At 34.0% G+C, this 17,830-nt stretch carries 16 protein-coding genes and 1 pseudogene; 10 read left to right on the forward strand and 7 right to left on the reverse strand.

The window, feature by feature from the left end; translation table 11 throughout:
* A partial coding sequence (locus AC1DTM_RS04915) for an ATP-binding cassette domain-containing protein (protein ID WP_477000061.1) occupies positions 1-410 on the reverse strand: 410 nt, incomplete at its 3' end.
* 169 nt (positions 411-579) lie between these two features.
* Here AC1DTM_RS04915 and AC1DTM_RS04920 point away from each other — a divergent pair.
* Both AC1DTM_RS04920 and AC1DTM_RS04925 read left to right on the forward strand, forming a co-directional pair.
* Positions 580-1,152 (forward strand): TetR/AcrR family transcriptional regulator, encoded by a 573-nt coding sequence (locus tag AC1DTM_RS04920; RefSeq protein WP_367959563.1) that lies wholly within the window; start codon positions 580-582, stop codon positions 1,150-1,152.
* A gap of 57 nt (positions 1,153-1,209) precedes the next feature.
* The gene (locus tag AC1DTM_RS04925; protein WP_078174629.1) at positions 1,210-2,148 is read left to right on the forward strand and encodes an SDR family NAD(P)-dependent oxidoreductase; all 939 of its coding nucleotides are present in this window, start codon (positions 1,210-1,212) and stop codon (positions 2,146-2,148) included.
* A gap of 116 nt (positions 2,149-2,264) precedes the next feature.
* Here the strand turns inward: AC1DTM_RS04925 and AC1DTM_RS04930 are convergent, their stop codons facing one another.
* The 3 genes from AC1DTM_RS04930 to AC1DTM_RS04940 all read right to left on the reverse strand — a co-directional run bounded on the left by AC1DTM_RS04930 (position 2,265) and on the right by AC1DTM_RS04940 (position 5,541).
* Positions 2,265-3,686 (reverse strand): oligosaccharide flippase family protein, encoded by a 1,422-nt coding sequence (locus tag AC1DTM_RS04930; protein WP_367959561.1) that lies wholly within the window; start codon positions 3,684-3,686, stop codon positions 2,265-2,267.
* A 93-nt stretch (positions 3,687-3,779) separates the two neighbouring features.
* A complete protein-coding gene (locus AC1DTM_RS04935; RefSeq protein WP_016106770.1) occupies positions 3,780-4,760 on the reverse strand; it encodes a glycosyltransferase family 2 protein in 981 nt (326 codons plus the stop codon).
* Positions 4,761-5,028: 268 nt separating this feature from the next.
* A complete protein-coding gene (locus AC1DTM_RS04940; protein WP_016106769.1) occupies positions 5,029-5,541 on the reverse strand; it encodes an acyl-CoA thioesterase in 513 nt (170 codons plus the stop codon).
* A gap of 440 nt (positions 5,542-5,981) precedes the next feature.
* On the opposite strand from AC1DTM_RS04940, the gene AC1DTM_RS04945 reads away from it, so the two are divergent.
* Positions 5,982-7,295: an ArnT family glycosyltransferase gene (locus AC1DTM_RS04945; protein ID WP_088099750.1), complete on the forward strand. Its 1,314-nt coding sequence runs from the start codon at positions 5,982-5,984 to the stop codon at positions 7,293-7,295.
* Between the two features lie 194 nt (positions 7,296-7,489).
* On the opposite strand, the gene AC1DTM_RS04950 is transcribed toward AC1DTM_RS04945, so the two are convergent.
* The 3 genes and pseudogenes from AC1DTM_RS04950 to AC1DTM_RS04960 all read right to left on the reverse strand — a co-directional run bounded on the left by AC1DTM_RS04950 (position 7,490) and on the right by AC1DTM_RS04960 (position 9,554).
* Entirely contained in the window at positions 7,490-8,191 is a 702-nt protein-coding gene (locus tag AC1DTM_RS04950) for a methyl-accepting chemotaxis protein (protein WP_372343025.1), read from the reverse strand.
* Between the two features lie 102 nt (positions 8,192-8,293).
* Positions 8,294-8,791: pseudogene (locus tag AC1DTM_RS04955) on the reverse strand (protoglobin family protein); the annotation flags it as partial.
* Positions 8,792-8,921: 130 nt separating this feature from the next.
* The gene (locus AC1DTM_RS04960; protein ID WP_002159709.1) at positions 8,922-9,554 is read right to left on the reverse strand and encodes a trimeric intracellular cation channel family protein; all 633 of its coding nucleotides are present in this window, start codon (positions 9,552-9,554) and stop codon (positions 8,922-8,924) included.
* Between the two features lie 271 nt (positions 9,555-9,825).
* Between AC1DTM_RS04960 and AC1DTM_RS04965 the strand changes: the two genes are divergently transcribed.
* The 7 genes from AC1DTM_RS04965 to AC1DTM_RS04995 all read left to right on the forward strand — a co-directional run bounded on the left by AC1DTM_RS04965 (position 9,826) and on the right by AC1DTM_RS04995 (position 17,829).
* Positions 9,826-11,220 (forward strand): O-antigen ligase family protein, encoded by a 1,395-nt coding sequence (locus tag AC1DTM_RS04965; protein ID WP_078174630.1) that lies wholly within the window; start codon positions 9,826-9,828, stop codon positions 11,218-11,220.
* Between the two features lie 78 nt (positions 11,221-11,298).
* Positions 11,299-12,399 (forward strand): glycosyltransferase family 4 protein, encoded by a 1,101-nt coding sequence (locus tag AC1DTM_RS04970; protein ID WP_016106765.1) that lies wholly within the window; start codon positions 11,299-11,301, stop codon positions 12,397-12,399.
* A gap of 15 nt (positions 12,400-12,414) precedes the next feature.
* Positions 12,415-13,155 (forward strand): WecB/TagA/CpsF family glycosyltransferase, encoded by a 741-nt coding sequence (locus AC1DTM_RS04975; protein ID WP_016106764.1) that lies wholly within the window; start codon positions 12,415-12,417, stop codon positions 13,153-13,155.
* Positions 13,156-13,309: 154 nt separating this feature from the next.
* A complete protein-coding gene (locus AC1DTM_RS04980; protein WP_002113163.1) occupies positions 13,310-14,509 on the forward strand; it encodes an MFS transporter in 1,200 nt (399 codons plus the stop codon).
* A gap of 209 nt (positions 14,510-14,718) precedes the next feature.
* Positions 14,719-15,435, forward strand: a complete 717-nt coding sequence (locus tag AC1DTM_RS04985; RefSeq protein WP_016106763.1) for a LytR/AlgR family response regulator transcription factor — start codon at positions 14,719-14,721, stop codon at positions 15,433-15,435.
* Between the two features lie 122 nt (positions 15,436-15,557).
* Positions 15,558-17,633, forward strand: a complete 2,076-nt coding sequence (cstA, locus tag AC1DTM_RS04990; RefSeq protein WP_016106762.1) for a carbon starvation protein CstA — start codon at positions 15,558-15,560, stop codon at positions 17,631-17,633.
* Positions 17,626-17,829: a YbdD/YjiX family protein gene (locus AC1DTM_RS04995; protein ID WP_002198719.1), complete on the forward strand. Its 204-nt coding sequence runs from the start codon at positions 17,626-17,628 to the stop codon at positions 17,827-17,829. Before cstA ends, AC1DTM_RS04995 begins: the two co-directional genes overlap by 8 nt.
* Position 17,830 lies beyond the last annotated feature (1 nt).

Raw genomic sequence — 17,830 nt, forward strand, 5'->3', positions numbered from 1 at the left:
AAATAGAAACCACCTGCTTCAAGAGCATCTTGTATTTCTGCCATTTGCTCAAGAAGTTCCTCTAACTCTTCTGTTGTAGCAGTTCCCATTTTTTCTGTAACTTCATTTAAAGCTTTTTCTTTTTCAAATAAAGGTAAAAACGCATCTGCTAATACATCACGAATTGTGCGACCAGGTGTTAAAATTGTATGTTGATCTAAGTAACCATAATTTGTACCAGGTGTCCATTCTACACGACCTTCATCGTGAATAAGCTGACCAGTAATTATATTCATAAATGTTGATTTACCAACACCGTTTGCTCCAACTAATCCAACATGCTCTCCTGCGAGTAAGCGCATGGATACGTCTTTAAATAATGTGCGATCACCAAATGTATGACCTAATTTTTCAACAGTTAATAAGCTCATAATGTCCTCCGTTCATTTCTAAATAGTGTCTTGAATCATGATACTAAATTCTTTGATATAATGCTATCATTTCAAAAATGTATATTTTGAAAAAAATAAGTTGCATTATTTTGGAAAAAATATATAATAATAATTGAACAGTGGTTAATTAAATCGTGAGGTATAAAAAATGTCGCCAAGAAGAGCAGTCAAACAAGAGTTAACAAGAGAAATGATTATGAATGCAGCCAGAGATTTATTTGTACAGCAAGGATATCAACACACTTCAATGCGTAAAATTGCGACGGAACTAGGTTATAGCCATGGTTCAATTTATTATCATTTTAAAAATAAAGCTGAACTTTTTTATGCAATGGTAGAACAAGACTTTCAATTGCTAAATAAAAAGTTAGATGAGATTAGTAAAAGAAACTTATCTCAAGAAGATCAGTTAAAAGCGGTTTTATTTGGTTTTATAGAGTTTGGTTTAAAAAATCAAAGTCATTATGAAATTATGTTTTTAATTAAAGATGATGAGTTAAAGGAATGTCTAGCAGACGGCCCGAATGTTAGTTATGAAAAATTTGCAAAGGTTGTTTTTTCTTTATGTAATAAAAGAATAGATACAATGATGATATGGTCTGTCTTTTTATCATTACATGGGTTTGTAGCGCATTATTGCGGAAGTGGGCAAACATTTGAAGAATTAAAGGGGTTCGCTCAAGCACATGTAGAGTTTATTTCAAAATCGCTTCTAATGTAAGTGATTTTCTTTTTACTATTAATTGAACAGCGGTTAATTAATTGGAGGGGAATTAGGATGAGAAAAGCGTTAGTACTGGGAGCGTCTGGAGCAATGGGATATGCGATTACAAAGGAGTTATGTAATAGAGGAATTGATGTGATTGCTTTTGCAAGAAATAAGAGGAAGCTGGAGAATTTATTTCAAGGAGAAGAACGGATACAAATAGTAGCAGGAGATGTATTTGTAAAAGCGGATATAATGGATACTGCGAAAGACGTAGATGCTATATTCCATGCTATAAATATCCCCTATTCGGATTGGGAAGAGAAGCAACCTAAACTATTAAGAAACATATTGGAAGTAACAAAAGAGAATAATATTAAGTTAGGGATCGTTGATAATATTTATGCATATGGTATGCAAAATCAAGGGCTCGTTAAAGAAGATGCTGAAAAGAAACCTCATACGAAGAAGGGGAAAATTCGATTACAACTTGAAATGATGGCAGTGCGGAGTGGTGTCCAAATGTTTATTGCTCATTTTCCGGATTTTTACGGCCCGAAAGCAGAAAGTACACTCGTTCAGCATACTTTAAATGGCGTACTTGCGAATAAAATATCTAGCTTTGTTGGAGATAAGCGGATTGCGCGTGAGTATATTTTTACGCCAGATGGTGCGAAAGCCATGGTAGAATTAGCGTTACGTGATGAGGCTTATGGGCAACATTGGAATATACCAGGTTGTGGTGTTATTACAGGAGAAGAAATGATTCAACATATACGTGAACTAACGGGATATACAAAACGAGTAATGACTGTAAAAGGGGGTATGATCAAGTTCATTGGTTTATTTGATAAGCAGATGAAAGAATATGTTGAAATGTTATATTTGACAGAAAAACCAGTTATGTTAAGTGGGGAAAAATATGAGGAGCATATAGGTATTCTACCTAAAACTCCATATTATGAAGGATTAAAAGAAACAATTTTATATATGAATAATAATAGTGAATAAAAAAACCGTCCCAAAATACCTTTTGGGACGGTTTTTCTTGTTAATAGGCAGGTTAGTCTTTTTACTCAATAAGAACATAACCCCAGTCCAAAGTTCGGCTTTTCGGGCAGCTCTTTTTATGCTGTTTTCTTAGCAAACTTTTTATTTATGAACTCTAAAAGTAACCCGCGTATTTGTGGATCAATGGCAAGGCCGATAATGCCGTACAATATACCAGTAAGCGTTAAAGCCACTAGCGGTGGCAAGTTAATTAATATTGTGTGGTATAGAGCGCAACTAATTATAAATGCGAGACTATTAAATATAATTCCTTTAAATAATAGCTCGAAACCTTTATGGACAAATAAAGTAAATCCAATTAATAAAGTAACTTCAGTAATGATAGCTGCTACAGAAGCCCCCATCATTCCAAATTTGCTACCTAAGATGATGTAACTTATGATAGCGACAGCCAATCCAATTCCCATCGTTGTTGCACGTTTCCACTGTTGGCCAATTGTCGTTAAATTATCGGCAAGTGGATAGTTGATAGATTGTAAAATGACCATAAAGGCTAAAATTGCAAGAGCATCACCAGATGGTGCATATTTTTCACCTAATAAAGTAACAATCCAAAAGCTTGGATCGGCGATAAATGGAATTGCGATGCCCATTCCTAAGAAAGACATCAGTTTTAATTCGAACTGAGATAGTTTTCTATGTTCATCAATATTTTTTTCATTTCCAAAAGCAAATAGCTTTGGATAAAAGGCTGCTGCAATTACACCAGGTATTTGATAAAGTACTGCAGGTATTTTCGATGCAGCGCCAAAGAATCCAACTTGCTCATATGTCGAAACTTTTTCTAATATAATGGGTCCTAATTGTGGTAAAAGCATAATGATGATCCCATTGATTGTGAAAATAAGCAGTTGATCTAAAATCCCTTTGTCCCAGCCTTTATGAACGGTTGTATGGCGGAGGACCATTATGAAAGCGATGACTCCTGTTACAAGACTGGATATTCCGTACATGGCAGCGACCATCATAAGTGACCATTTAAATGACATTCCAAATAGAAGAGCAGCTGCGGCTGTTACACCTTGTAGTACAGAAATAATCGCTGTAAATTGCATACGTTCTGTTACTTGGAAATAAGCCATCCCAACGCCTTGTAGAGTTGCCCCAAACATAGTTGGGAGCACAACCCAATATACCATGGCACGTAAGTAGGCATCAGTATAGAAGAACTGAGCAAAAATCGCAAAGAGTACGGAAATGATGACAGCCAGTACAAAACGAATGCGTAAATAACTACTGATTAGTACGCTAATGTCGGCATCACTTCGTGTTCCTTCACGCATAAATGTATGTGTCAAACCTGCATCTGTAAAATAACAAATAACAGCGGAAACTGCTAATGCAGTTGTAAACATCCCGTATTCATCTGGTGAAACGTATCTTGCAAAGAGAATCGTCGCAATAGCAAGTACAAATCGAACAGTAATATTTCCTACAAAGAGGTAGGAGGCGTTTTTAAGGATTTTGTTTGTTTTCATGGAAAGAGACCTTTCTATTCTTTAGGACACACTTTGTCCTATTTATAAGTTTAATTTGTTTACGGAAAAAATGTTTAAAAGCGTATTTTTTATTTAAGAAAATAGAAATTTGATACGTACAAACCAAAGCATCGCGTATAATTTTTTGCTTCGTTTTCCATTTTTTGAATAGATTTTGCGACAATATTTCTTTATATCGCTTTTAATTAATTGAACTTTTGATTTATCTAATTTAGAGTGTTCTTTAATGTGTATACAGGCATTGTTAATGACTGTATATGGGAATAGATAAGTTTCAAGGATTTCAATAAGTTCTGTAGAGTCATTTGTGATTAAGTCTTTTGATTTATTATGAATCCAATCTTTCATTCGATTAAATACTTCTAATTCTTTTGTTGTTTTTAATTCATAATCTTTATAATTTGAAGAAAGGTTTCCTCCTGATAGGATTCGATAATATGTTAAATATTCATCCACATAACATACATTTGTTACACTCATTAATTTAAATAGAAACTCTAAATCTTCTCCCCAGCTACATCCTGGTGTGAAACGAATGTTATGATCCATCACAATTGATCTTTTAAAAATCCAAGTACTTGTTTGGGCGAAAACTTGATGTGTTAAGAAAGCTTTTGTCATATTTCCTTTAATAAAGTTTGTCGTATTTTCGACCTTTTCACCAGTTTCGTCGTAAAAGTTCATATAGCCACAATAACAAGCGTTCATATTGTTTTTGTGCATACTTTCGATTTGCTTTTCTATTTTTGTTGGATGCCATACATCATCACTATCAAGAAAAGAAACATATTCTCCGCTAGCATTTTCAATTCCTGTATTACGAGCAACGGAAACACCTTGATTTTCTTGGAGAATATATTTTATTTGTTCAGGGTATTTTTTCTCAAGATTTTTTACGATAGAAGATGATTGATCTTTACTTCCATCATCTACAACTACAATTTCAAGATTTTTATATGTCTGATTCAGTATTGATTCCATCGTCTCTTCAATATATTTTTCCGCATTGTATAGCGGGACAATAACGGAAACGAGTTGAGTTTGTTCCATCATATAATTATTATCTCCTCAAATTTTTTGTATTTTACACTATATAGACCTTTTGAAAGGATTCTTATTACTAAAGTCCGATATAGGAAAGCCCATATCGGACTTTAGTAATAAGAATCCTACTGACATTAATCAGCTTGCCCCTTTAGGGGTGGGAGTGTCAAAAGAACATCTGTATAAGTTTACCGCATATAAACTTTGTAAATCAACTCTATGTATTTTATATAAAAAACCTTCCTTTTTGATTTAAATAAGGAAGGTTAATTAATCGTTAAATACTCCAAGGTTTACTTAATGTTAATACTTCAGCCATTTCTTTGCTTTTCAAACGCCCATTTTTTCTATTTTCTGCACGCTCTGGTCCGGTTGTGTATAGCCAATGTTCTTCCTCTGTTTCGGGAAGTACTTGCGGTACAGAAGAAGGCTTTCCGTCTTTCAATGCGACAAATGTAATGAAACATGTTGCGGCCATTCTACGCTCGCCCTCTAATAAATTTTCTGCAATTACTTTTACGAAAACTTCCATTGAAGATTTTCCCGTATAACATACGAAAGCCTCATAACAAACAGAATCTGCTTGGTGAATTGGAGTTAAAAAATCAACGGAATCGATAGATGCTGTTACGCAATGTTTACGGCTATGTCTTGCAGCTGCAATCGAAGCGATACTATCAATTTCTGCTAATAATTTTCCTCCGAAAAGTGTTTGATGATTATTTAAATCATTAGGAAAAACACGTGTTGTTTTAATTGCTTTTGATTCGCGCATGAATTTCTTTTCCATATATTCAGCCCCTATTTTCTGTTTTCAATCAGAATGACATGTATTGTAAATGGAGTACAAAATTATTAAAAATCAATAGATATTTAATGAAGTAAAGAGTTCTAGAAGAGGGTTTTACCTCGCTATGTGCGGGTGGTAAGATAACCACTTCAAAATTCGGCTGTCAAACATAGAAGACAGCTTGTAAAAGCTAATCATTAGTGGGGGATAAACACCCCCACTATGAATTAAAGTTCTACTCTATTAAAACTTCTGTATTTGTATTCATGTAACTGAAAGAAAATTTATTATATCTAAAATGTAGTGTAAAAGAGGATTCGCTTACATTGCAAGTGAAAAAGTTATGACTCTGTATTTGTCATAGAAATTCCCTATCAGCTGTGTACCCATTCATGATAGAATCGTTTTGTTATGAAAGGAAATAGAGGTGCAATGGACATATGAATCACATACAAACAAATTTTTCGTCTTTCTTCAGTAAAATAATAATTGGTGCGATGCTCACATTTTTTGTTTATAGTTGTTGGTCAGCATTTGAAACAAGTAAGCAATTTTTTGGAGGAAGTACAACAACTATAACAATCGTATTGGTGATTTTTATCATCCTTACTTTATTAGTGGCATCAATTTTACAATATCGTTTTACAGGTAAACAATTTCTTCTTTTTCTTCTAAGTATATCTATACTGGTGAGACTTAGCGTGGTTCTATTTGTAGATGCTCCGATAATTGGTGATATGAAAGTGATGTATGAGTCTGCAAAGCAAATTGCAATTGGTAATACTATAGAGAATGTAACTCAGTTACCTTTTATTATTTATGAATCGATTGTTATTCGTATATTTGGTGATACGGTATTTGTTTTACAGTTATTTAATATTTTATTTTGTACAGGGACTGTATTTTTCATTTATCGTATTGCAGCGATGGTTTTTGGGGAAGAATGTGGTCGTATTGCCTCTGTATTTTACGCTGTATATATTCCAAATATATTCATGAGCTCCTTATTAACACAGGAGTCGCTTGCAATATTTTTATTTTATTTTGCTTGTTACATACTTTTATATAAAGGGTTAGATCATCCTTATATGTGGGTGTTTTCAGCGATTTTATTTGCTTGTAGCAATATGATTTTCCCAATAGGGTTATTTCTTCCTATTTTTATTGCTATATATGTGTTGTTAATTGAATTATTTCAATCAGTAACGAGGCAAAAAGTACTATTGAAGATGATAGGGATACTCATTTTATTTTATAGCGTTCACTTTATTGTGAGTTACGGAATTAATACAATGGGAATGTCACAATATAAGATTTCGAATGAGGCGTATGTTCAATCTGTTTTAATTGGAAAAGGTACAAATGGGGAAAAAATATCGAAAAATCAAAGTGTAATAGAGCACATTGATCAAAATTTAAAAGAGATTGAGAGCGAAAGGTTTAAACTTTTAAAACCAGTAATGAATCAGTTTTCAGATGAGGGAATAAACTCTATTTTATTTAAATGTGAAAAACTTATATATATAACGGTAATGCTATTTATGGCTATAGCTTTATTACATTTCCTTATTAAGAAACAACAAAACGAAGGATATATGTTGTTTGTTTTGTTAGTTAGTGGATATGTATTACTAAGACTCTTCCAAGTAGATATGGCATATTACAATATTATCATGCCAGCTGTGTTCATTTTACAAAGCTTTGGTGTTTATATGAGTTATGTTTATTGTCAAAAAATATTTTTCCGAAAATAAGAGCCTGTCCTGCAATTCAAAGTGTCCTTATTACATGAAATTATATTGACTTAACTATAAAATACGACAAGAAAAACTTACTTATTAAAAAGAGCCGTTCCAAACTATCTGTTGGGAACGGCTCTTTTTATCGATGGATGATGAAAATGAGTAGTGAGTGGAGATGAAGGATCGCCGCTCACTCAAGTTTCACCTTATCGGTTTAGTTCTAGTTGTAAATTATCAGCCGTTAGGGCCATTTTTGAGGAATCGTCTTGAATCCCTTTCATTACTTGTGAAATAGATTCTAACTCATTTTCAATTTTTTTATTTTGTTCTTTTGAGTTAGACATATCTTTTACGATTTCTTGGAAGTATTGATCTGTCGCATACATACTATCCGTTCCTTCAGATACGAGAGAGCTAATTTGCTTTACAGAAGAAGAGACACGAATAATCTGTGCATTTGTTTTTTCGACGAGCTTTGTAACGTTGGATATAGATTCCTTCGTTTGCTCTGATAACTTTCGGATTTCTCCAGCTACAACAGAAAAACCTTTACCAAACTCTCCAGCACGTGCAGACTCGATAGCGGCATTTAGTGCAAGTAAATTTGTTTGCTCCGCAATTGATTTTACAATATCTATAATTTCATTAATTTTGTTAGAAATATCAAGAAGTTCATGTGTATCTGTAATGATAGTTTCCATATTCGTTTGAATGTATCCCATTCGTTTATTTTGTTGATTTAATTGTTCTTTACCTTTATTTGCTTTTTCTTCCGATGTTGTAGCTAATGATGTGCCTGTTTTGGCAATTTCTACAATAGTTTCGGATTTAGCTGTTAGTTTTTGAATAGAAGAGCTCGTTTTTTCAGACACGGCAGCTAGTTCTGTTGCAATATGCGTAATTGTCATAGCTGTTAGTGCTTTTTCTTTTTCATGCTCTTTTTGAATTCTTTCGTACTCAGATTCGTAAGCAGCAAGAACAAGTTCTTGTTCAAGAGTAAATAATTTATTTATTACATTGATAGAATAAGAAAAATCATCGATTGCTGTAAATTTTGTCTGCAAAATCTTCATGATAGAGCGGAATAATTCTTGGTAAGCAGCCGTATACCATTTTCTATGTAAACCAATTTGTACATGTCTTTTGGCAATTCTAATGCGTTGTTCAATAAAATCTTCATGCATATTTCCACTGAATAATTCTTTAATATGTGTTTTCAAAGTTTGTTTTAGTTTTGGAATAGAGCTGTAACGTTCAATAACAGTAATTAAATTAGGTTGTTTTGTAATGTTGGCATAAAATTTTTCTGTAATCCAATCTATTTCCTCATAAATAAAGGGTTGTAGTACCTTTACAATTTGTAAATCTTCTTTTGAAATATGTAGCATTTCCATTTGGATTTTTAGTTCAGAATTGGCAGGTACATTGAATATTATTTGTTGGTCCTTGCTTAATTCAATTATACTGGCGTTTGTTTTATTCTTATGTTTTTTAAAAACCCCAAGCATTGTTCTTCCTCCTGTATGTAAAGCGTTTTCAATTTCGAGTTCTTATATAATTATATATTTTTATATGCAATTATTCMATATTAGTGTATAGAATAGTATATAAATTAAGAGAATTCCATGTAGAATCCTCTTAATGACTTTTATTAATTTTAGCGTGTGTTTTAAAGAAAACAGGGAAATGTACATTATATATGACAGTGACGACACGAATAACGAATGTTATTAATAAACAAACATAGAAAGCTAATACGTGCGCCCCCAGTGCATGTGTAATTAGGAAGCTAATTGCTCCTAAGATAGAAGCGATTGCGTAAATCTCTTTTCGGAATACATAAGGGATATCTTGAGCGCAAATGTCACGCAAAATACCGCCTCCAATACCTGTAATGACTCCCATTGAAACAACTAAAAATGAGGCGTCAACATGATGTGACATTGCCGCATTTGCACCGATAGCTGTAAAAACACCTAAGCCAACAGCATCAGAAAGCATAATAACGACTTGAAGTTTATTGATACGCTCAAAAAACATACAAGTAAATAATGCGGATAATACGCTTACGAAAAAGTAAATGGGTTTTACAAATGCGACAGGAGGCAGGTTACCGATCATAATATCACGAATAATACCGCCGCCGAGCGCAGTAGCTACAGCTAAACAAAGGATACCAAATAAATCTAGATCTTTTTTTAAACCAACTAATGTACCAGAAATGGCAGCGGCGATAATGCCAAGAAACGTAAATATATCGATTAATAACATGGCCTTAATCCCTTTCTCTTAAAGATGTTCCAGAGAAAAAATATACACTAAAGTTATGTAAATAACAATGCATTTTCGTTACATGTAGAAAAAAAGAAAAAATAAGGAAAGAAAGCGTTTGGAAATACAAATCTGCTTTTTTCTATAAGGTAAAGTTGGGTAGAAATGTGAGGCGTTTAATTTTAAAATATATGTTATAATAAATATTTGAGATGAGTAAAAAATATTAACCATATAGATTGAAATTAGGTAATAGTTATGGAGGTTCTAGATGTTAAGTCAAAATAGTAAAAGTAATAAATTTGAAAATTTTCTACTAATCTTTATTTTGTTGCAACCAATTTTAGATTTGCTCACAGCATTTTGTATAATGGTTTTAAAAATTGATACGACCATTGGAGTTATTGCACGTTTATTTGTTATGTTTCTAGGTGGAATATATATTTTAATTCAAACAAAGAAAAAAGGAAGTATAAAATATATAGCATATATAATCTTAGTTGGAATAGTTTTCACTATCGGATTGATCAATAATAAATTTACAAAGGATCCGATGGCGCTAACAGAGGAAATTAAATTTATAGCAAAAGCGTTATACCCGTTTGTTATGCTTACTTGTTATGTGTTTGTTTTTAAATCTTTAAAAGAAAAAAGACATTCAAAAATGCGTGACTATGTTACGTATGCATCATTGATAATAGGAATAGTAATGGTAGTGTCGATTGCGACAGGAACAGATTATAATAACTATGAATGGTTAAAGCTGGGATCGCGTGGTTGGTTTTATGCAGGGAATGAACTAGGCTCTACTTTAGCAATCATGTGTCCAATTGTTATTTTATATTCAATTGAAAAAACAAAAAGTATTGGTAAATTTTATTATTGGATTCCTTCAATTTTAATTATTTTTTCATTGTTTGCAGTTGGTACAAAGGTGGGCATAGGGGCAATTTATGCAACAATGGCTGTCGCGTTTGTTATGTGCTTTATCCAGGCATTTAGACAAAGTGAAAAAGGAAAGAAAAAGGTATATTTACTAAATGGTTGTATTGCAATAACTGTTTTGGTAGGAGTAATGGCTTATACACCTTTTTCACCATTTTTAAAAAACATGGGAATTCATGTCCAAATAATTGAAGAAAAACAGAGTGCAAAAAAGGAAGAGAAGAAGAAAGAATCGGAGAAAGTTAAAGAGCATAAACCTCCTGTTACAGAGAAAGAAAAAGAGAAAGAAAAGGTAGCGGAAAAGAAAGAAGAAACACAAGCTATTATTTTCAGTGGGCGTCAATTATTTGAACAAATGTATAAAGATTTCTATAAGGAAGCCCCAATGTCTCAAAAATTATTAGGAATGGGTTATGCTGGTAACTATAAAGAAGAGCCGAAATTAATTGAGCGCGATTTCCACGATTGGTTTTATTCTTTCGGAATCATAGGATTTGTTTTACTTATCATTCCGTTCCTATACTTTGGTATTAAATTTATTGTATGTGTATTTACTAAATTTAAACAAATATTCACAGTGAAATATGCAATGGTGACTATGGCAATACTTCTCGGATTAGGTATTTCATTTATGGCTGGTCATATTTTAATGGCACCTGGAGTGAGTTTCTACTTAGTGTTAATCATGGCATACTTAATAGTTGACTTGGAAATTGAATGATAGAAAAATAAAAGCTAGCATATGTTAGCTTTTATTTTTGTTATAGTAAATTAAAAAGGAAAATGGGGGATGTAAGAAATGAAAGTGTTGCATATTAATGCTGGTGCAGAAGAAGGTGGGGGAAAAACACATATTATTTCACTTTTATCGCAGTTCCCGAAAAAAGAAGTGGAATTAATGGTATTTGAAGAAGGGGCAATTGCTAGAGAAGCGAGGGACCTTGGTATTCAGGTACATGTTTTTACTCAATCATCTCGGTACGACCTATCAATTCTTTCAAAAATAAAATCATTTATTAATGAGAATCAATTTGACATTGTGCATACACACGGCGCACGAGCGAATTTCTATCTCTCCCTCTTGAAAAAAGGTATAAAAGCGAAATGGATAATGACTGTCCACAGTAATCCAACTTTGGATTTTATGAAGAGGGGATTAAAAGGATGGGCATTTACGAAGTTGAATTTACGTTCTTTCAAGAAGGTAGATTTGTTTTTTGCAATTACAGAAAACTTTAAGGAAAATATTATAAAACTTGGTGTGCCAGAAGAGAAAATTTGTACAGTTTATAATGGAATTGAGTATGATAATATTCCGGTAAAACCTTATGATAAGAGTGAATTTGGCATTGATGAAGGAGTATTTACAGCCATTCAAGTAGCTCGTCTGCATCCTGTTAAAGGTCATAACATTTTATTTGAAGCACTACAAAAAATTAAAATTTCAAATATAAAAGTACTTTTACTGGGTGATGGACCTATAGAAGCAGAGTTAAAGGCAATGGTGAAACAAAAAGGCTTAGAGGATAAGGTGATTTTTCTAGGTTTTCGTACAGATTCAAAAGAGTTATATGCATCTGCACACATTAATTTGTTAAGCTCTTATAGTGAAAGTTTCCCTCTTGTTTTATTAGAAGCTGCAAATCAACGCTTAACATCTATTGCAACAAACGTGGGTGATATGAGAGAGTTAATAGTTGATGATACGTATGGATGGATTGTACCGATTGGTGATGCGGATTCATTAGCAAGCGCATTAGAAAATGCTTATGAAAAATGGTTGAATGGTGAATTAGAAGCGATGGGAAATCGTTTATATAATCACGCATCTACTCATTTCTCGCTAAAGAATTTGTATGAAGATACTTATAATGCATATAAAAAACTTTTACTGAAATAGAGAGGATAGTTAAATATGGAAGTACAAACGGTTGATATTCTAGGTGTTCCTTTCTCTACAATGACAATGGATGAAACGATCCAACATTTAAAGAAGCAACTAGAATTAGAGCAAGCTCATACTTTTCAGGTGGTAACAGCAAATCCTGAAATTGTTATGTGCGCAAAAAAGGATGAAAAATTCCATAAAATATTATTAAATACAGATTTAATTACACCTGATGGTATTGGGGTTGTAAAAGCAAGTGGTATGCTTGGTACACCTTTAAAAGAGCGGGTAGCGGGATTTGATTTAATGAGCAATTTATTTGCAAAGTTATCAGAAGAGAATAAATCAGTATCTGTTTTCTTATTAGGTGCAAAACCACATGTTGTACAAGCCGCGGCTAATCATTTAACGAAGACATATTCGGCTGCATCTATCGTGGGTACACAAGATGGATATTTTAAACAAGAAGAAGAAGAGAATATTGTTTCACGTATTCAAGAGGCAAAACCAGACCTATTACTTGTTGCACTTGGCTTCCCAAGGCAAGAAAACTTTATCCAAAACAATAAGCATCGTTTAGAAACGAAAATGGCTGTTGGAGTAGGCGGTAGTTTAGATGTGTGGGCTGGAGAGGTAAAGCGTGCACCAAAATGGATACAAGCTATTCATTTAGAGTGGTTTTACAGATTATGTAGTAATCCAACACGCTGGCGTCGTCAGTTAGTACTAGCCGAGTTTTTAAAAGAAGTAATGCGTTCAAAAAAGTAGCGGAACATCGCTACTTTTTTTATTTGTTTATTTTTGATAAATATTTTACTTTTTGGGAATGATGAAGGAGAATTTTTTATACGAAAGTATTTTACTTATGCAATACACACATGTAAAATGATGTGTAAAGACACCTGTGTAAGGAGGACTTCTTGTGAGCAAGGTAAAAGAAATTTCGAAGCGAAAGCTACTTGGTATAGCTGGACTTGGCTGGCTATTTGACGCAATGGATGTTGGAATGCTTTCATTTGTAATAGTGGCGTTGCAAAAAGAGTGGGGATTAAGTACTCAAGAGATGGGTTGGATAGGTAGTATTAACTCAATTGGTATGGCTGTAGGGGCGCTCGTTTTTGGGATACTATCAGATAAAATAGGACGGAAATCGGTCTTTATTATTACATTATTACTATTTTCTATTGGTAGTGGCTTAACGGCTTTAACGACGACACTCGCGATGTTCCTCGTTTTACGCTTTTTAATTGGTATGGGACTTGGCGGGGAACTTCCAGTTGCATCTACCCTTGTATCGGAGAGTGTTGAAGCGCACGAACGTGGGAAAATAGTTGTACTATTAGAAAGCTTTTGGGCTGGTGGTTGGTTAATCGCAGCTCTTATCTCATATTTTGTTATTCCTAAATACGGTTGGGAAGTTGCTATGGTATTAAGTGCAGTTCCAGCGTTATATGCTTTATATTTAAGATGGAATTTACCCGATTCTCCAAGGTTCCAAAAGGTTGAAAAAAGGCCATCTGTTATTGAAAATATAAAATCGGTTTGGTCTGGAGAATATCGTAAAGCAACAATTATGTTATGGATTCTATGGTTTTGTGTTGTCTTTTCCTATTATGGAATGTTCCTTTGGTTACCTAGTGTAATGGTACTGAAAGGCTTTAGTTTAATAAAAAGTTTTCAGTACGTACTCATTATGACTTTAGCTCAACTTCCAGGATATTTCACAGCTGCATGGTTTATTGAACGTCTTGGTCGCAAATTTGTATTGGTTACGTATTTAATTGGTACAGCATGTAGTGCTTATGTGTTCGGAATTGCGGATTCATTAACAGCATTAATAGTGGCGGGTATGTTACTATCCTTCTTTAATTTAGGTGCTTGGGGTGCATTATACGCTTATACACCGGAACAGTATCCAACAACTATTCGTGGTACAGGTGCAGGAATGGCAGCGGCATTTGGACGTATTGGTGGTATTCTTGGACCACTATTAGTAGGGTATTTAGTTGCTTCACAAGCGTCACTATCGCTAATATTTACGATTTTCTGTGGATCAATTTTAATTGGGGCACTTGCTGTAGTTATACTTGGTCAAGAAACGAAACAGAGGGAATTAGTATAAAGTGAAACTTTAATCAGTGGGTGTTTTATCCATCAACCATTGATTGTTAGTCCGCACCAATCGGGATAAAAGAAAAGGGGAACCAAAGTGGTTTCCTTTTTTCTGTTTTTTTAGATAAATAATGGTATAGTAAGAAAAAGGGATTGTTTCTTACTAAAGCGAATGTATACAACAAGACATACGGACAAAGGAATTAGGTGGCTGGATAAATGAAAATCTTACTTATCATGGAAGAAACAGAAGAGCGAAGAAAATTAGTTGAGAACTTTACTGAAAATATTCGAAATGTAGAATGTTTTGAAGCGGAAACTGGAACAGAATCTTTGCTAATAATGAAAAAACATACACCTGATTTTGTTTTTTTAAATTCGCAATTAATGGATGGTACTGGTTTTGAATATTCGAGTTTATTACGAGAAGTGAATTGTTATACGAAATTTATTTTTATTGGTGAGGATATAGAAGAGGCAATTACAGCTTTTCGTTTCCAAGCGTTTTATTATTTATTACGGCCATTTCGTGAAGAAGATTTACAATTCATTTTATATAAAATGGGAAAAGAACAAAGTGAGAAAGCAAAGAGTCATTTGCGTAAACTGCCGATAGAAGGCCATGAGGGGATTAGATATATTTTCCCGGAAGATATTGTATATGTAAGTAAAAATAAGGAAAACAAAACCGTTTCAATTTATACAACGAATAATCAGTATATTTCAACATACACACTCCAGGAATTAGAAAATAAACTAAATGCATATGATTTTTTACGTGTACATAAAAGCTATTTAATTAATATGTCATATGTACAAGAACTTAAACCTTATTATAATGGCACGTATAATTTGTATTTAGACAGGTACGATGAGCAACCGATTCCAGTAAGTCGCAATTATGTAAAACGACTTCGAAATAAAATTGAACTGTGACAAGTAATGAGAGAATTTTAACATGATAATCTAGAAATCCTTCATGATAAGGAGGATTTAAGTAAAATATTCAGAAAATTTAGTACAATCTCCACTAAGAAGTAGTAATGGGGGGATTGTATGTGAAAACATTGAAGTCAATTTTACTTTGGGGAGTTATTGCAGCGCTAGGAGCATCTGCTTTTGGTGTAATAGCGTTATCGCAAGGTGAGACAATTAATGCTGTATGGCTATTAGTTGCTGCTGTATCAGTGTATGCGATTGCGTATCGATTTTATAGTAGATTTATAGCGAGGAAAGTTTTTGGTCTAGATAATAATAGACAAACACCTGCTCATACGTTAAACGATGGCAAGGATTATGTTCCGACAAATAAATGGGTTTTATTCGGACATCACTTTGCAGCGATTGCAGGGGCAGGTCCTTTAGTAGGACCGATTTTGGCGGCGCAGATGGGGTATTTACCTGGGACAATTTGGATTATTGTTGGGGTGGTTATTGCTGGAGCTGTACAGGATTTTGTAATTTTATTTGCTTCAATGAGACGTAATGGTAAATCATTAGGAGAAATGATTAAAGATGAGATTGGTCCTGTTACAGGATTAATTGCAATGATTGGTATTTTAGGTATTATGATCATTTTATTAGCGGTATTAGCTTTAGTAGTTGTGAAGGCGCTTGTTGGAAGCCCATGGGGAATGTTTACAATCGCAGCAACGATTCCAATTGCTATTTTAATGGGAGTTTACATGCGTTACATTAGGCCAGGGCGAGTAGGAGAAGGATCAGTAATCGGTATTGTTCTACTAATCTTATCCCTTATTGGAGGACAATATGTGGCGGAAAATCCGACACTTGCAAGTATGTTTACTTTTAGTGGTGAGACAATTGCTATTATGCTTATCGTATATGGATTTATTGCATCGGCATTACCGGTTTGGATGCTTCTTGCGCCACGTGATTATTTAAGTACATTTTTAAAAATAGGGACGATACTTGGGTTAGCAATCGGTATTTTAGTTGTAGCACCAGATTTAAAAATGCCAGCAGTTTCGCAATTTATCGATGGGACAGGTCCTGTTTTCTCCGGTAACTTATTCCCGTTCTTATTTATTACAATAGCTTGTGGTGCTGTGTCAGGATTCCACGCTCTCGTTTCATCAGGCACGACGCCGAAAATGATTGAGCAAGAAGGCCACGCAAAGCCAATCGGTTATGGAGCAATGTTAATGGAATCGTTTGTAGCAGCGATGGCAATGATTGCTGCTTGTGTATTAACACCAGGAACTTATTTTGCAATTAATAGTCCTGCAGCACTTATCGGTACGGATGTATCGCAGGCAGCTCAAGTTATTTCTTCATGGGGATTTGCTATTACACCGAATGAATTAAAAGATCTTGCTGTTAATGTCGGAGAACAGACCATTTTATCACGTACAGGTGGTGCACCAACATTAGCAATTGGTATGGCGTATATATTTTCGCAAGTAATGGGCGGAACGGCGATGATGGCATTTTGGTACCATTTTGCTATTCTTTTTGAAGCACTATTTATTTTAACAACGATTGATGCGGGAACACGCGTAGGGAGATTTATGATTCAAGACATTTTAGGTCATGTATATAAGCCGTTTGCGAAAACAGATTCAACATTAGCAAATGTGATAGCTACAACACTATGTGTACTAGGATGGGGGTATTTCTTATACCAAGGGGTAATAGATCCGCTTGGTGGAATTAATACATTATGGCCACTTTTCGGTATTGCAAACCAAATGTTAGCAGGTATTGCATTATTACTTGGAACGACAATTTTGTTCAAAATGGGAAAAAAGGCATATGTTTGGGTAACACTTATTCCAACTGTCGGATTGCTTATTGTAACAATGACAGCAGGTTATCAAAAGCTATTTCATGAAAATCCCAAAATAGGATTTCTATCACATGCGAAAGTATTCCAGGGAGCATTAGATGATGGGAAGGTACTAGCTCCGGCTAAAAATGTTGCACAAATGAAACAAATTATTTTGAATGACTATATTGATGCAGCGCTTTGTGGAATTTTTATGATAGTTGTAATTGCTGTATTAATTTCTGCACTTCGAATTTGGATTCAAGTATTAAGAAATAAGCCAATGCCGTTAAAAGAGGCACCATATATTCCAAGAGATGAAAGTGAGTCGAGGAACTATGCTTAAAAATTTACGGAACGTATGGGGAAAGAGAAAGCAATTTATTAGTTTACTTGTCGGAGTTCCAAGTTATGAAACGTATGTAAATCACATGAAAGTACATCATCCAGAAGAGAAAATTCTATGTCAAAAGCAATTTTTTGCTGAGGCACAAGAAGCTAGATTTAATGCAAAAGGCGGAAAGATATCGCGATGTTGTTAAT

The organism is Bacillus sp. P4_D3, from assembly GCF_056401855.1.

Coding starts and splice junctions, on each gene's coding strand:
- AC1DTM_RS04920 (WP_367959563.1), top strand. CDS start 580: ATGTCGCCAAGAAGAGCAGTCAAACAAGAGTTAACAAGAGAAATGATT.
- AC1DTM_RS04925 (WP_078174629.1), top strand. CDS start 1,210: ATGAGAAAAGCGTTAGTACTGGGAGCGTCTGGAGCAATGGGATATGCG.
- AC1DTM_RS04930 (WP_367959561.1), bottom strand. CDS start 3,686: ATGAAAACAAACAAAATCCTTAAAAACGCCTCCTACCTCTTTGTAGGA.
- AC1DTM_RS04935 (WP_016106770.1), bottom strand. CDS start 4,760: ATGATGGAACAAACTCAACTCGTTTCCGTTATTGTCCCGCTATACAAT.
- AC1DTM_RS04940 (WP_016106769.1), bottom strand. CDS start 5,541: ATGGAAAAGAAATTCATGCGCGAATCAAAAGCAATTAAAACAACACGT.
- AC1DTM_RS04945 (WP_088099750.1), top strand. CDS start 5,982: ATGAATCACATACAAACAAATTTTTCGTCTTTCTTCAGTAAAATAATA.
- AC1DTM_RS04950 (WP_372343025.1), bottom strand. CDS start 8,191: ATGACAATTACGCATATTGCAACAGAACTAGCTGCCGTGTCTGAAAAA.
- AC1DTM_RS04960 (WP_002159709.1), bottom strand. CDS start 9,554: ATGTTATTAATCGATATATTTACGTTTCTTGGCATTATCGCCGCTGCC.
- AC1DTM_RS04965 (WP_078174630.1), top strand. CDS start 9,826: ATGTTAAGTCAAAATAGTAAAAGTAATAAATTTGAAAATTTTCTACTA.
- AC1DTM_RS04970 (WP_016106765.1), top strand. CDS start 11,299: ATGAAAGTGTTGCATATTAATGCTGGTGCAGAAGAAGGTGGGGGAAAA.
- AC1DTM_RS04975 (WP_016106764.1), top strand. CDS start 12,415: ATGGAAGTACAAACGGTTGATATTCTAGGTGTTCCTTTCTCTACAATG.
- AC1DTM_RS04985 (WP_016106763.1), top strand. CDS start 14,719: ATGAAAATCTTACTTATCATGGAAGAAACAGAAGAGCGAAGAAAATTA.
- AC1DTM_RS04995 (WP_002198719.1), top strand. CDS start 17,626: ATGCTTAAAAATTTACGGAACGTATGGGGAAAGAGAAAGCAATTTATT.